The sequence below is a fragment of the Curtobacterium sp. MMLR14_006 genome (genome assembly GCF_001864985.1).
GTDB lineage: Bacteria > Actinomycetota > Actinomycetes > Actinomycetales > Microbacteriaceae > Curtobacterium.
Window position 1 is genome coordinate 524,579 of the sequence record NZ_MJGU01000022.1, and the last position, 14,160, is coordinate 538,738.

Below are 14,160 nucleotides of genomic sequence, written 5' to 3' on the forward strand. Positions count from 1 at the left end.
GTGAAGGCGGTCACCCGCTGCCCCGATCCGCCCGCGGTGCGCCGCCGCCACGCTGGGGACATGACCCTCCTCGGCAGCCACCCGCGAGCCTCCGCGGTGCCGGCACCGGTGCCGACGCAGGTGCCGGCGGCGGTGCCGCAGTCCCGCGTCGCAGCGCCGGCCGCGCACGCCGGGCCGCTCCGCACGGTCCACACGGCGGCGATCGCCGCGAACGTCCGTCGCGTCACCGCACGTGGCCACGACCTCGTCGCCGTCGTGAAGGCCGACGGCTACGGGCACGGCAGCGTGACCGTCGCCCGCACGGCCCTCGCCGCCGGCGCCGGGTCGCTCGGCACCGCGACCCTGACCGAGGCCCTCGCGCTCCGGTCCGCGGGCATCGAGGCCCGACTGCTGTGCTGGCTGCACATGCCCGGGACGGACTTCGCGGCGGCCGCCCGCGCACGCGTCGAGGTCGCGGTCGGCGACGTCGCCACCCTGACCACCGTCGCCGCAGCCGGCCGCCGTGGCGGACGCCCGGTCACCGTGCACCTGCACGTCGACACCGGGATGGCCCGCGAGGGCGCGGAGCCGCACAGGTGGCAGGCGCTCCTCGCCGCCGCCGCGGACGCCGACCGCGCCGGACACGTCCGCGTGACGGCCGTGATGGGACACGTGCCGAACGCCGACCTCGCCTCGACCACCCGGGCCGTCACCCTGCTGCGACTCGCCGGGCTCGCCACCGACCACGCCGTCGGCAGGCCCGTCGCCCTGCACCTGGGCGGGACCCCGGCCGCCTTCGTCGGCGCGGACCTCGGCGGGATCGCCGTCCGCGTCGGTGCGGCGCTCGTCGGCATCGGCCCCGCCACGGCCGGACTCGTCGGCGCGATGACGGTCACCGCGCCCGTCGTCGCCGTGCGGTCCGTCCGGGCCGGGACGCCCGTGGGCTACGACGGCACGTGGACGGCCCCGGTGGACGCCGAGCTGGCGGTCCTGCCGCTCGGGTACGCGGACGGCATCCCGCGCGCGGCCTCGGGGTCCGCGCAGGTCCGGGTGCGCGACCGCCTCGTGCCGGTCGTCGGCCGGGTCAACATGGACCAGCTCGTCGTCGACGTGACCGGGTCCGCCGTCGTGCCGGGCGAACTCGTCACCGTCATGGGCGGTCCCGGGCCGACCGCCGTCGACTGGGCACGGTGGGCGGGCACGAACGCGCACGAGATCGTCACCGGGTTCGGCGCGCGCGTGCCACGGACCGTCGACACCACCACCACCGCCAGCACCACCACCAGGAGCGCCACATGAGCAGCACCGAGTCCGTCCGCGTCGTCGTCATCGGCGGCGGGGCCAACAGCGAGCACGAGGTCGGGCTCGCCGGCGCCGCCGCCGTCGCCGCCGCGCTCGACCCGACCCGGTACGAGGTCCTGGCGCTCACCATCGACCGTGCCGGCGGCTGGCGGTCGGGGGACGCCCCGTGCTCGTTCCCCGAGGCGGCGGCGGTCGTCGCAGGCGCCGACGTGGTGTTCCCGGTCGTGCACGGACCCGGCGGCGAGGACGGCTCGCTGGCGGCACTGGCGGCGCTCGCCGGGGTGCCCGTGGTCGGGTCCCCCGTCGGCGCCGGTGCGATCGCGATGGACAAGTGGGCGACGAAGCTCGTCGCCGAGGCCTCCGGCGTGACGGTGGCACGCGGCGTCCTGCTCGACCGCGGGGCGCCCGTCGACGTCGGGGCGCTGCGGAGCGCCGTCGGACCGCTGCCGTGGATCGTCAAGCCCGTCGCCGGCGGGTCGAGCTTCGGCGTGAGCCGCGTGGACGACCTCGACCGCCTCGACGCGGCGCTCGCCGAGGCCTTCGCGCACGACACCCGGGTCCTGGTGGAGCGCATGGTCGTCGGGCGTGAGGTCGACGTCGCCGTCCTCGAGCGCGCCCCGGGCGAGCTCGTCGTCGGGCCGCCCCTCGAGGTCCTCAACGACGCCGACGGGTTCTTCGACGCCGACACGAAGTACGACGGCAGCGCCCGGTTCGTCCTGCCCGCGCCGCTCGACGCCGCCGTCGCCGCCCGGCTCGACGTCGTCGCCCGCACGGTGTTCGCCCGACTCGGGTGCGCCGGCACCGCCCGGGTCGACTGCTTCGTGACGCCGGACGGCGAGGTCGTCCTCAACGAGGTGAACACGATGCCGGGGCTGACGGCGCAGTCGCAGGTGCCGAAGATGTTCGCAGCGGTCGGCGTGGACTACCCGGAGCTGCTCGCGACGCTCGTCGAGACGGCGCTGGCCACCGCGGACGAGCGGGTCGGTCGGGCTCCGCGTCACCCGGGGGACACGACCGCTAGGCTTGCCGGGTGAGCGAAGTCGAGATCGGTGCAGGCAAGCGCGGACGTCGGGCGTACGCGTTCGACGACATCGCGGTGGTCCCCTCGCGACGGACGCGCGACCCGCGCGACGTCAGCGTGCAGTGGTCGATCGACGCGTTCACGTTCGCGTCCCCGATCCTGTCGGCGCCGATGGACTCGGTGTCCTCGCCGGCGACGGTCATCCAGATGGGCAAGCTCGGCATCCTCGGCGTGCTCGACCTCGAGGGCCTGTGGACCCGCTACGAGGACCCGACCCCGTACTACGACGAGATCAGGTCGCTCACCGACGGCAACGTCACGAAGCGCATGCAGGAGATCTACTCCGAGCCGATCAAGGCCGAGCTGATCACCGCACGCCTGGCCGAGATCCGCGCGGCCGGGGTCCCGGTCGCCGGGTCGCTCAGCCCACAGCGCACGCAGGAGTTCTCGGCCACGGTGGTCGACGCCGGCGTCGACCTGTTCGTCATCCGCGGCACGACGGTCTCGGCCGAGCACGTGTCCCAGACCGAGGAACCCCTCAACCTCAAGAAGTTCATCTACGAGCTCGACGTCCCCGTCATCGTGGGCGGTGCCTCGACCTACACGTCGGCGCTGCACCTCATGCGCACCGGTGCCGCCGGTGTCCTCGTCGGCTTCGGTGGCGGCGCCGCGTCGACCACCCGCGCCGCGCTCGGCATCCACGCGCCGATGGCCACCGCGGTCGCCGACGTCGCCGGTGCCCGTCGCGACTACCTCGACGAGTCGGGCGGCCGCTACGTGCACGTCATCGCCGACGGCGGGCTCGACACCGCGGGCGACATCGTCAAGGCCATCGCGGTCGGAGCCGACGCCGTCATGCTCGGCACGGCACTCGCCCGTGCCACCGAGGCACCCGGCGGCGGTTTCCACTGGGGCGCCGAGGCGCACCACCCGGAGCTGCCGCGCGGCCGTCGCGTCGAGGTGGGCACGATCGCCCCGCTCGAGAACGTCCTGAACGGTCCCACGCCGACCTTCGACGGCCGCGCCAACCTCGTCGGTGCGCTCCGCCGGTCGATGGCGACGACCGGCTACTCCGACGTCAAGGAGTTCCAGCGAGTAGAAGTGGTCGTGGCGCCGTACCACCAGCAGTGACGGTGGCACCCGTGCAGTGTCACGGGTGACACCGCGGCGCCGACCGTGACACGGAGGCGACGATGGCGAAGACGACCAGCACCACCCCGACCGAGCCGGCCGGCAGCGCCGCTCCCGGCGTCGGGTTCGACCCGCGGGCGAAGCTCGGCCCCGACGAACGCGCGGCCGCGATCGAGACGTTCAAGACGACCGAGCTCGACGTCCTGGTCGTCGGCGGCGGCATCGTCGGCGCCGGCAGCGCGCTCGACGCCGTCACCCGCGGCCTGAGCGTCGGCATCGTCGAGGCACGCGACTGGGGATCGGGCACGTCGAGCCGCTCCTCGAAGCTCGTGCACGGCGGCATCCGCTACCTCGAGCAGCTCAACTTCGCGCTCGTGCGCGAGGCCCTCATCGAGCGCGGGCTGCTCCTGCAGCGGATCGCCCCGCACCTGGTGAAGCCGGTGCGCTTCCTCTACCCGCTCAACCACCGCGTCTGGGAGCGGTTCTACATCGGCATCGGCATGGCGATGTACGACGTCTTCAGCTGGTCCGGCGGCCGCCCGCCCGGTGTCCCGCACCACCGGCACCTCAGCCGGGGCCAGGTCCTCAAGAACATGCCCGGCTTGAAGAAGGACGCGTTCGTCGGCGGCATGACCTACTACGACGCCCAGGTCGACGACGCCCGGTACGTCGCCTCGCTCGTGCGCACCGCGGCGTCCTACGGGGCGCACGCCGCCAGCCGCATCCGCATCGAGGGGTTCATCAAGGTCGGCGAGCGGGTGGTCGGCGCCCAGGCGCACGACATCCAGACCGGCGAGGAGTTCGAGATCCGGGCCAAGCAGGTCGTCAACGCGACGGGCGTCTGGACCGACGACACCCAGGCGATGGTCGGCACGCGCGGCCAGTTCAAGGTGCGGGCGTCGAAGGGCGTGCACCTCGTCATCCCGCGCGACCGCTTCCAGTCGAACACGGGCATGATCCTCCGCACCGAGAAGAGCGTGCTCTTCGTGATCCCGTGGGGCCGGCACTGGCTCGTCGGCACCACCGACACCGACTGGTACCTCGACAAGGCGCACCCGGCGGCGACCGCGGCGGACATCGACTACATCCTCGAGCACGTCAACCGGGTGCTCCGCGTCCCGCTCACCCGCGAGGACGTCGAGGGCGTCTACGCCGGTCTCCGGCCGCTGCTCGCGGGGGAGTCCGACCAGACGTCGAAGCTCAGCCGCGAGCACGTCGTCGCGCACACCGCGCCCGGCCTGGTGGTCGTCGCCGGCGGCAAGTGGACGACGTACCGGGTGATGGGCAAGGACGCCATCGACGAGGCGGTCGCCGCGATGGACGGCAGGATCCCCGCGTCGACGACCGAGGACATCCCGCTGCTCGGCGCCGAGGGCTACCCGGCGGCGTGGAACGGTCGCGGACGCACGGCCCGACGGTTCGGCGTGCACAAGGTCCGGATCGAGCACCTGCTCAACCGCTACGGCACGCTCGCGACCGACGTCCTGCAGCTCGTCGAGCAGGACCCCTCGCTGGCCGACGCGCTCCCCGGCGCCGACGACTACATCGGTGCCGAGGTCGTGTACGCGGCGTCGCACGAGGGTGCCCTGCACCTGGAGGACGTCCTGGCTCGCCGCACCCGCATCTCGATCGAGGCCTGGGACCGCGGCGAGTCGGCCGCCCCGGTCGCGGCGAGGCTCATGGCCGACGTGCTCGGCTGGGACCAGGAGACCACGGAGCACGAGGTCGCGAACTACCTGAAGCGCGTCGCCGCCGAGCGCGAGTCGCAGCTGCAGCCCGACGACGAGAGCGCCGACCGCGTGCGGCTCGAGGCCCCGGACATCGCCTTCGGCTTCGACGAGGACGACGTCGTGGTGGGCGGTGGCCGTTCGGACGGCGCCGAGGGCGCGAAGGCGTCCGACGAGCAGGTCGTCGGCGAGAAGACGAGCGAACCCCGGTAGCGACCGGCGTGACGGGCCCGCCACGGGCCTCCCTGCCGGCGGACCGGACGGGAGGCCCGGGGCGCGTCCGTCAGGCGGCGTGCGTCCGCAGGGCGGTCCGGCGCACGTGCGCCGCCTGGCCGACCACGAGCACGACCGGGATCCCGACGAGCGCGACGAGGCTCGTCACGTACAGCACGCCCGCCCAGATCGTGTGGTCGCCGCCGCCGACCCCGAAGGCATCGGCCACGTCCATGCCGATGGCGATCGCCGCGACGTACGACGCCGGCGTGCCCATCACGACCACGGCGAGCAGCACGGCGGCGATGACGTGCGCCGGCGCCCGCGTGACGAGCAGCAGCACCGAGAGCACCGCGGCGAGCAGGACGCCGATGAGCGCGACCACGACGACGGCCACCGTGTCGCCGCGCACCGAGAAGCCCTGGCGGGTGAGCTCGGCGTGGATCTGGGCGAGCGACTGCCCGGGCACCGCGGCGAGCGGGTCGAGCACGAGCGCGTTCACCGCCAGCAGTGCGGCGTAGGCCGCGACGACCAGTGTCCCGACGACCCCGACGACGATCCGCGTTCTCCCCATGAACGGAACAGTAGCGGGCGGAATGGACCGGACGACCCGACGGTTATCATCTTGGTACTCGAAGAGGGAGCCATCATGGTCGACGTCCATCGCGTCAAACTCCCCGGAGTCGGCGTGCTGCACAGCTTCTACACCGACGACGGTGGCAAGTGCGGTGTCATCACGCACCGGTCGGGGCACTCCGACCTCATCTCGTTCGCCGACGTCTCCGATGGGGCGGACAAGTCCGAGAAGGTCTCGCTGCGCCTCAGCGAGGACGAGGCGCACACCCTCGCCGAACTCCTCGGCGGCACCCGGATCACCGAGGGCCTCGACAAGCTCGACGAGATCCCCGGCCTGTCGATCGACTGGTTCTCGGTCGACTACGACGACGCCATCGCGGGCAAGCCCCTCGGCGACCTGCACGACTCCGGCTTCATCGGCCTGACCGTCGTCGCCGTCGTGCGCGGCGACAGCGCGAACCCAGCCCCCTCGCCCGACTTCGTCGTGTTCCCCGGCGACACCATCGTGGTGGCCGGGTCCCCGGAGAAGGTCGCGAAGGCGTTCTCCTTCTACCGCAGCGGAGAGCTTGCGGCCGCCTCGGCCGAGGCCCCGCGGAAGAGCTAGCGCATGCACCTGGGTGGTGAGCTGCTCACCATCGGTGTGCTCTTCGTCATCGCCTACGTCCTGGGGCGGCTCGGCAAGACCATCGGGCTGCCGGCGATCCCGGTCTACATGGTGGTGGGACTCATCGCGAGCCCGCACACCCCGTGGATCGGGCTGAACGTCGAGTCCCACACCATCGAGCTCATCGCGACCTTCGGGCTCATCCTGCTGCTGTTCAACCTCGGGTTGGAGTTCGACCAAGAGGAGTTCTACGGCAACGCCGGCAAGCTCCTGGTGTCCGGTGGCACGTACGTCGCCATCAACATGGGCGTCGGGTTCGCCTTCGGGTTCTCGCTCGGCTGGGGCACCCGTGAGGCCCTGATCATCGCGGGCATGACGGCGACGTCGTCGAGCGCGATCGTGACGAAGCTCCTCATCGAGCTGCGACGCCTGGCGAACGACGAGACCCCGATGATCCTCGGCGTCACGGTCATCGAGGACGTCTTCATCGCCATCTACCTGGCGATCGTCTCCGTCGTGCTGTCCGGCGACACGAACGCCTGGGCCGTGGTCGGCAAGCTCGCGCTCGCGTTCGGGTTCCTCATCGTGATGTTCACGCTCGCGCGCTTCGCGGGCAAGTGGGTCTCGAAGATCTTCGCCACGCGCGACGACGAGCTGTTCACGGTCCTGTTCTTCGGGCTCGCGGTGATGTTCGGCGGCATCGGGGACCTGCTCGGCGTGACCGACGCCATCGGTGCCTTCGTCATCGGCCTGCTCTGCGGTGCCACCCGGTACCGCGACCGCATCGAGCAGCTCGCCCTGCCGATGCGCGACGTGTTCGCCGCATTCTTCTTCGTCAACTTCGGCCTCGGCCTCGACCTGTCGACCTTCGGCGAGGTGCTCTGGCCGGTCCTCGGCGCCATCGGCATGACGGTCGTCCTGAACGCCGTCGCCGGCCAGCTGGTCGCGCGGATGAACGGCTTCGACGTGCAGCAGGGCATCAACACCGCGGTCATCCTGGTGAACCGCGGCGAGTTCGCGCTCATCCTCGCGACGCTGTCGGCGGCCGCCGGACTGGAGGCGCGGATCACCGCGTTCGCCGGCCTCTACGTCCTCGTCATGGCGATCCTCGGGCCGCTGCTCGCGGTGAACTCGGACCGGATCGGCCGGCTCGTCGTGCGACCGGCGCGCGTCGCGCGGCTCCGTTCGCGGCTGCGCGACCGCCTCGGCCGCCGCACGAGTCCCGCGCTCGACGACGCCGTCGACGCCGCAGCGGCCGCCGGGGTCGCCGACCAGGACGCCGCCGCGGCCGCCCGCCGGGCCGAACGCGACCGCCAGTTCGCCGAGGAGTTCGCCCTCGTGGAGGCCGCTGGCAGGGACGAGCGCGAGAATGAGTCGCCCGACGCGACGTCCGACCCCGTGACGTCGCCGGTCGAGATCCCCGCCGAGCGCCCCGAACGCCCGGTCCGCCAGCGCGATCCGGAGTACTGATACAGATGTGGGCCGTTGCCCGACGACCGAAGTGGATCGCGCTGCTGCTGCTGGCGCTCGTGCTGGCGGCGGTCTTCGCCGGACTCGGCAAGTGGCAGCTCGAACGGAGCATCGCCAACGGCAAGCCCCTGCCGGCGACCACCGAGACGCGCACGACCCTCGACGCCGTCACCACCCCGGAGAAGCCGGTCAGCGAGACCCTCGCCGGGCAGAAGATGACGGTCTCCGGCACGTTCGTCGCCGGGGACACGACCGTCCTGACGGGCCGCACCGGGGGTGGGACGTACCAGACCGTCGGACACCTGGTGGACTCGGACGGTGGGGCGAGCCTCCCGGTCGTCATCGGGTGGTCCGACCGACGGGCGGACGCCGTCGCCGGGGGTGACCGCCTGGCGGACGGGCAGACGCTGACGATCCATGGCCGGTACTACCCGGCCGAGTCGCCCGACCAGGACACCTACAAGCGCGCCGAGTACTCGGCGGTCGCCCCGGCACGGTTCGTCAACACCTGGCAGGCTTTCGACGACCGGATGTACCTCGGGTACGTCGTCGCCGACGGCGCGACCGCGCAGGCCGCCGACCTCGGCACCATCGCGGACCGCGCCCCGTCGCGCGAGGTCCAGTTCGACTGGCTCAACCTGTTCTACGCGATCGAGTGGGTCGTCTTCGCCGGGTTCGCGGTGTTCCTCTGGTACCGGTTCGTGAAGGACGCGTGGGAGCGCGAGCAGGAGGACGAGCGCGACGAGGCCCTGGCCGCCGAAGCCGCCGCGCTCCGACGGTAGGATTGCCGACATGGCACTGACCGTCCGGACCCGCGACGTCCCGAAGATCCCGGGTGCGGTGAAGTGGTACCGCGTCTCCGCCTACATCACCGGTGTGCTGCTCCTGGCCCTCGTGATCGAGGTCGTCATCAAGTACACGCCGCTGCAGCTCGAGATGCAGCTCGGCAACGGGCCGTTCTTCGTGCCCAACGGCACCGCCGGCGAAGCACCCGGCACGTTCAACCTGTCGATCGCGATCCTCATCGCGCACGGCTGGCTGTACGTCCTCTACCTCTTCACCGACTTCCGTCTGTGGAGCATCATGCGCTGGAGGCCGTCGCGCTTCCTGCTCATCGCCCTCGGGGGCATCATCCCGTTCATGTCCTTCGTGGTCGAACACCGCATGCAGCAGAAGGCCATGGACACCTACCACGACCTGATCGCTGCCCAGCAGCGTGAGAAGGAGGCCGCTCGGTGAGCGAGACCGAACAGCGTCCCGTCCTCGTCGTCGACTTCGGGGCCCAGTACGCGCAGCTCATCGCGCGTCGGGTCCGTGAAGCGAACGTCTACAGCGAGATCGTCCCGCACTCGATGACCGCGGAGGAGATCCGCGCGAAGGACCCGGCGGCCATCGTGCTGTCCGGCGGCCCGTCGTCCGTGTACGAGGACGGCGCCCCGTCCCTCGACGGCGAGATCCTCGAGCTCGGGGTCCCCGTGCTCGGCATCTGCTACGGCTTCCAGGCCATGGCGACCGCCCTCGGCGGCGAGGTCGCGAACACCGGCCTGCGCGAGTACGGCGCCACCGACGTCGACGTCACCGGCACGGACAGCGTGCTGCTCGGCGACCAGCCGGCGTCGCAGGTCACCTGGATGTCGCACGGCGACTCCGTGGCCAAGGCGCCGGAGGGCTTCGAGGTCCTGGCGTCGAGCGCCTCGACGCCCGTCGCGGCCTTCGCGTCCGACGAGCGCAAGCTCTACGGCGTGCAGTGGCACCCCGAGGTGAAGCACTCCGCGCACGGCCAGGCCGTCCTCGAGAACTTCCTGCACCGTGCCGCCGGGCTGCCCGGCGACTGGAACTCGAGCAACGTCATCGAGGAGCAGGTCGCGCGCATCCGCGAGCAGGTCGGTTCCGCACGGGTCATCGCCGGGCTCTCCGGCGGTGTCGACTCCGCCGTCGCCGCGGCCCTGGTGCACAAGGCCGTCGGCGACCAGCTGACCTGCGTCTTCGTCGACCACGGGCTCCTGCGCGCCGACGAGCGCAAGCAGGTAGAAGAGGACTACGTCGCCTCCACCGGTGTCCGGCTCGTCACGGTGGACGCCGAGCAGCAGTTCCTCGACGCCCTCACCGGTGTGAGCGACCCGGAGCAGAAGCGCAAGATCATCGGGCGCGAGTTCATCCGCACCTTCGAGGGTGCCGCCGAGGCGCTCGTGCTCGAGGCCAAGGCCTCGGACACCGACGCCGAGGTCAAGTTCCTCGTGCAGGGCACGCTCTACCCCGACGTCGTCGAGTCCGGCGGCGGAGCGGGCACGGCGAACATCAAGTCGCACCACAACGTGGGCGGCCTGCCCGAGGACATGACGTTCGAGCTCGTCGAGCCGCTGCGCACCCTGTTCAAGGACGAGGTCCGTGCCGTCGGCCGCGAGCTCGGCCTGCCCGAGGTCATCGTCGGCCGCCAGCCGTTCCCCGGCCCGGGTCTCGGCATCCGCATCGTCGGCGAGGTCACGAAGGACCGCCTCGAGCTGCTCCGCGCGGCCGACAAGATCGCCCGCGAGGAACTCACCGCGGCCGGCCTCGACGAGGAGATCTGGCAGTGCCCGGTCGTGCTGCTCGCCGACGTCCGCTCCGTGGGCGTGCAGGGCGACGGTCGGACCTACGGGCACCCGATCGTGCTCCGTCCGGTCTCCTCCGAGGACGCCATGACCGCCGACTGGACGCGTCTGCCGTACGACACCCTCGCGAAGATCTCGAACCGGATCACGAACGAGGTCCCCGACGTCAACCGCGTCGTGCTCGACGTCACGTCGAAGCCGCCGGGAACGATCGAGTGGGAGTAGTCCTCCCCTGACCGTCCGGAGGCCCGGCACGCGCTGCGTGCCGGGCCTCCGTGCGTCCGGGGCCCGTGCGTCCGGGCCCCGGGCGCCCGGGGCCCGGGGCGCCGGCCGGGCGGCAGGCGGCAGGCGGGCGGGCGTCGAGGTCGCACGAACTGCCGCCTGCCGGGTCGTCGGGCGGCGGTTCGTGCGACCTCGACGGCGCACGTGCGGCACGTCGCGCGACCTCGGCGGACCCCAGACCTCGGAGGACCCACACCTCGGCGGACCTCACGGGAACGACGGAGGGCCCCGGCGTGTGCCGGGGCCCTCCGTGTGGTGCGGGGTGGATCAGTTGCGCGAGCTGCTCGCCACGATCGCGAGGATGCGCAGGATCTCGAGGTACAGCCAGACGAGCGTCACGATGAGGCCGAACGCCGCCGTCCAGGCGTAGACGCGAGGGGCACCGCGCTCGACGCCGGTCTTGATCTGGTCGAAGTCGAGGATGAGCGAGTACGCCGCCATGACGACGACGAAGATGCCGATGAGCACACCGAGCGGGATGCCGAACAGGGTCACGCCGAGCAGGCCGAAGGCGCTCTGCGTGACGCCGGTGAGCATCAGGACGACGTTGACGAGCGAGAACGCCATGTAGCCGACGATCGCGATGAGGAAGAAGCGCGTGGCCTTCGGCGTCGCGCGGACCTTGCCGGACCGGAAGAGCAGCAGCGTCACGAAGAACACACCGAGCGTGCCGAACACGGCCTGCGGCACGATGCCGTCGAACGCGGTGTCGTAGTACCCGGAGATCCCGCCGACGAACAGCCCCTCGAAGAACGCGTACGCCAGGACGAGGCCCGCCGACGGCTTCTTCTTGAAGGTGTTGACCAGCGCGAGCACGAAGCCCACGATCGCGCCGACGATCCAGACCGCGGGCGGCAGGTTCCAGCCGGCGACCGCACCGACGATGAGCACGCCGAAGGCGAGCAGCGTCTTGACGATGGTGTCCTCGTACGACATGCGGTCCGTGTCGACCGTGGAGGCCGCCGGGCGGTCGTACATGTACTGCAGCTGGTCGGGGGTCATCCCGCCCTTCGCCTGCTGCGGGGTCTGTCCCCAGCCGGCCTGCTGCTGACCGGTCGCGCCGCCCCAGGCGTTGCGTCCCTGGTCGTTGAAGGCGGGGGACTGGTCGAAACCGGGCTTGAAGGCCATGGTGTCCTCTTCCTTGGAGATTCGAGTCCTCTCAGCCTAGGTGCGCTCGGCCGCGGAAGGCTGAGGATTCGCGGCGAGCGGACGCGGCCCCGTGGGGCCCTGACGCGAGCAGCCTATGGGGATGCGCTGCACGCGTGCCGCGAACTGCTCGGGAGTCTGCTGCGGGGGTGGAGCCAGCGGGGTGGAGCCAGGTGACGAGGGCGATCGAGATCGTCATGAGCAGGAACCACGCGACGATCTTCGTCGGCGACACCGGCTGCCACGCCGCCGCCTGCGCCGGGTAGCTCCAGGCGCCCGCCCAGGTCGCGACGTCCTCGGCGGCCCAGACGACGACGGCGACGAGGCCCATCGCGACGAGCACGGGTATCCGCAGCGTCGAGCGGTGCACTCGCACGTGCATGGTCGTGCGGGCGAAGAGCAGCAGCACGAGCACGAGCAGGACGTACCGGGCGTCGGCCACGAAGTGGTGGCCGAAGAAGTTCAGGTAGACCGCCCCGGCGACGACCGCGAGCACCCACTGCCGGGGGTACCGGTCGAAGCGCAGGTCGAACAGGCGGTGCACGCGCACCAGGTACGACCCGACCGCGCCGTACATGAAGCCGGAGAACAGCGGTACCCCGGCGACGACGAGCAGGCCGCCGGAGCCGTACGACCACGACCCCATGTGGGTCTTGAAGACCTCCATGACGGTGCCGACGACGTGGAAGAGCAGCACCACGCGGAGCTCCCGCACGGTCTCGAGCCCGAACACGAGCATGCCGACCTGCAGCAGCACGGCGGCGACGGTCAGCACGTCGTTCCGCACCGCCGCCGGCACGGTGAGGTGCACGACGGCCATCGTCGCGAGCAGGAGGGCACCGAAGGTGCACGCCCAGGCCTGCTTCGCGCCGAACACCAGGAACTCGGTGACGAACCGGCGGGCGGGTCGGCGCGGCTGGTGCCCGGCGTCGAGCAGGCGGCGGGCGGCGCGGTCGATCCGGGCCTCGACGGCGGTGGACAGCGATCGGACGGTCATGCGGCGATGCTCGGTCGGCGGGCTGGGAACGGCGGCCCCCGGCGGCTCGCGTGTGTCCCGTGACCCACGCCGTCCCCACGGTCACCCGCGGCCAGTAGGGTCGCGCCATGACCCTCGTCATCGCCCACCGCGGCGCGTCCGGCTACCGCCCCGAGCACTCGCGGAGCGCCTACGAGCTCGCGATCGAGCTCGGCGCCGACGCGATCGAGCCGGACCTCGTGCCGACGAGGGACGGCGTGCTCGTGCTCCGCCACGAGAACGAGGTGTCCGGCACCACCGACGTCGCCGACCGACCGGAGTTCCGGCACCTGCGCACGACGAAGACCGTCGACGGGCAGACGCTGTCGGGGTGGTTCACCGAGGACTTCACGTGGGCGGAGCTGCAGACGCTCCGCACACGGGAGCGACTGCCCGCGCTGCGACCCGGGTCGGCCGAGCACGACGGCGAGGAACCGGTCCTGCGCCTCGAGGACCTCCTCGCGATCCTCGACGCCGCGCCCCGTCCGGTCGGCCTCGTCGCCGAGGTGAAGCACGCGGCCTTCTTCGACCGCGCGGGCTTCCCGATGGACGAGCTCGTCGACCGCGCGCTCGGTGACGCCGGGTGGCGCCACGACGAGCGGCTCACGGTCGAGAGCTTCGAGAAGGGCGTGCTCCGCGACCTGCGCGAGCGGCACACGGGTGGTCGGCTGGTGTACCTGCAGGAGGCCCGTGGCAGCGCCGCCGACGAGGTCGCGTCCCACGGGTCGCTGGCTCCCACCTACGCCGCGGAGCGTTCCGAGGACGCCCTCGCGTCCTTCGCGACGGAGTTCCACGGCATCAGCGTCGACCTCGGCACGCTCATGGCCGGGGTGGACAGCGTCGCGCTCGACGACCCGACGCCGGTGCGGAGCGCGATCGTCGACCGTGCCCACGCCGCCGGGCTCGCCGTCTACACGTGGACGCTCCGGCCGGAGAACCGGTTCCTGCCCGGGCCGTTGCGCCGGGGCGGGGACGTCGCGGCCTTCGGGGACTGGGAGCGCTGGTACACCTCGGTGGTCCGGACCGGTCTCGACGGGGTGTTCGCCGACCACACCGACCTGGCCGTCCTGGCACGGTCGGCTGTCGGGGGTCCCGCCTAGACT

At 72.0% G+C, this 14,160-nt stretch carries 13 protein-coding genes; 10 read left to right on the forward strand and 3 right to left on the reverse strand.

The features are described 5' to 3' along the window. Nucleotides 1–60 precede the first annotated feature (60 nt). The 4 genes from alr to BIU94_RS11680 all read left to right on the forward strand — a co-directional run bounded on the left by alr (nt 61) and on the right by BIU94_RS11680 (nt 5,373). Nucleotides 61–1,278 (forward strand): alanine racemase, encoded by a 1,218-nt coding sequence (alr, locus tag BIU94_RS11665; RefSeq protein WP_083404763.1) that lies wholly within the window; start codon nt 61–63, stop codon nt 1,276–1,278. Further along, nucleotides 1,275–2,315 carry a D-alanine--D-alanine ligase gene (locus BIU94_RS11670; protein ID WP_071260098.1) on the forward strand — a complete coding sequence of 347 codons (1,041 nt, stop codon included), beginning with the start codon at nt 1,275–1,277 and terminating at the stop codon, nt 2,313–2,315. The genes alr and BIU94_RS11670 overlap by 4 nt, the downstream gene beginning before the upstream one ends. Continuing rightward, nucleotides 2,312–3,433: a GuaB3 family IMP dehydrogenase-related protein gene (locus BIU94_RS11675; RefSeq protein ID WP_071260101.1), complete on the forward strand. Its 1,122-nt coding sequence runs from the start codon at nt 2,312–2,314 to the stop codon at nt 3,431–3,433. Before BIU94_RS11670 ends, BIU94_RS11675 begins: the two co-directional genes overlap by 4 nt. Before the next feature lie 62 nt (nt 3,434–3,495). Then, on the forward strand, nt 3,496–5,373 hold the full coding sequence (locus BIU94_RS11680; RefSeq protein WP_071260104.1) for a glycerol-3-phosphate dehydrogenase/oxidase: 1,878 nt from the start codon (nt 3,496–3,498) through the stop codon (nt 5,371–5,373). 70 nt (nt 5,374–5,443) lie between these two features. Here BIU94_RS11680 and BIU94_RS11685 read toward each other — a convergent pair whose 3' ends face one another. Continuing rightward, nucleotides 5,444–5,947 carry a hypothetical protein gene (locus tag BIU94_RS11685; protein WP_071260107.1) on the reverse strand — a complete coding sequence of 168 codons (504 nt, stop codon included), beginning with the start codon at nt 5,945–5,947 and terminating at the stop codon, nt 5,444–5,446. Between the two features lie 75 nt (nt 5,948–6,022). Here BIU94_RS11685 and BIU94_RS11690 point away from each other — a divergent pair, with 75 nt between their 5' ends. From BIU94_RS11690 to guaA, 5 genes are read left to right on the forward strand one after another with little or no spacing between them, the layout of a single operon-like run. Then, nucleotides 6,023–6,553 carry a cation:proton antiporter regulatory subunit gene (locus BIU94_RS11690; protein ID WP_071260110.1) on the forward strand — a complete coding sequence of 177 codons (531 nt, stop codon included), beginning with the start codon at nt 6,023–6,025 and terminating at the stop codon, nt 6,551–6,553. Between the two features lie 3 nt (nt 6,554–6,556). After that, a complete protein-coding gene (locus tag BIU94_RS11695) occupies nt 6,557–8,023 on the forward strand; it encodes a cation:proton antiporter (RefSeq protein ID WP_071260113.1) in 1,467 nt (488 codons plus the stop codon). Nucleotides 8,024–8,028: 5 nt separating this feature from the next. Next, entirely contained in the window at nt 8,029–8,805 is a 777-nt protein-coding gene (locus tag BIU94_RS11700) for an SURF1 family cytochrome oxidase biogenesis protein (protein ID WP_071260116.1), read from the forward strand. 10 nt (nt 8,806–8,815) lie between these two features. Beyond that, nucleotides 8,816–9,262 carry a DUF3817 domain-containing protein gene (locus BIU94_RS11705; RefSeq protein WP_071260119.1) on the forward strand — a complete coding sequence of 149 codons (447 nt, stop codon included), beginning with the start codon at nt 8,816–8,818 and terminating at the stop codon, nt 9,260–9,262. Next, nucleotides 9,259–10,839 carry a glutamine-hydrolyzing GMP synthase gene (gene guaA / locus BIU94_RS11710; RefSeq protein ID WP_071260122.1) on the forward strand — a complete coding sequence of 527 codons (1,581 nt, stop codon included), beginning with the start codon at nt 9,259–9,261 and terminating at the stop codon, nt 10,837–10,839. Before BIU94_RS11705 ends, guaA begins: the two co-directional genes overlap by 4 nt. 324 nt (nt 10,840–11,163) lie before the next feature. Here guaA and BIU94_RS11715 read toward each other — a convergent pair whose 3' ends face one another. Next, nucleotides 11,164–12,024, reverse strand: coding sequence for a Bax inhibitor-1/YccA family protein (locus BIU94_RS11715; RefSeq protein ID WP_071260129.1), 861 nt, complete (start codon nt 12,022–12,024; stop codon nt 11,164–11,166). Nucleotides 12,025–12,055: 31 nt separating this feature from the next. Beyond that, nucleotides 12,056–13,039: a DUF817 domain-containing protein gene (locus BIU94_RS11720; RefSeq protein ID WP_071260132.1), complete on the reverse strand. Its 984-nt coding sequence runs from the start codon at nt 13,037–13,039 to the stop codon at nt 12,056–12,058. Between the two features lie 107 nt (nt 13,040–13,146). Between BIU94_RS11720 and BIU94_RS11725 the strand changes: the two genes are divergently transcribed. Continuing rightward, nucleotides 13,147–14,157 (forward strand): glycerophosphodiester phosphodiesterase family protein, encoded by a 1,011-nt coding sequence (locus BIU94_RS11725; protein ID WP_071260136.1) that lies wholly within the window; start codon nt 13,147–13,149, stop codon nt 14,155–14,157. Nucleotides 14,158–14,160 lie beyond the last annotated feature (3 nt).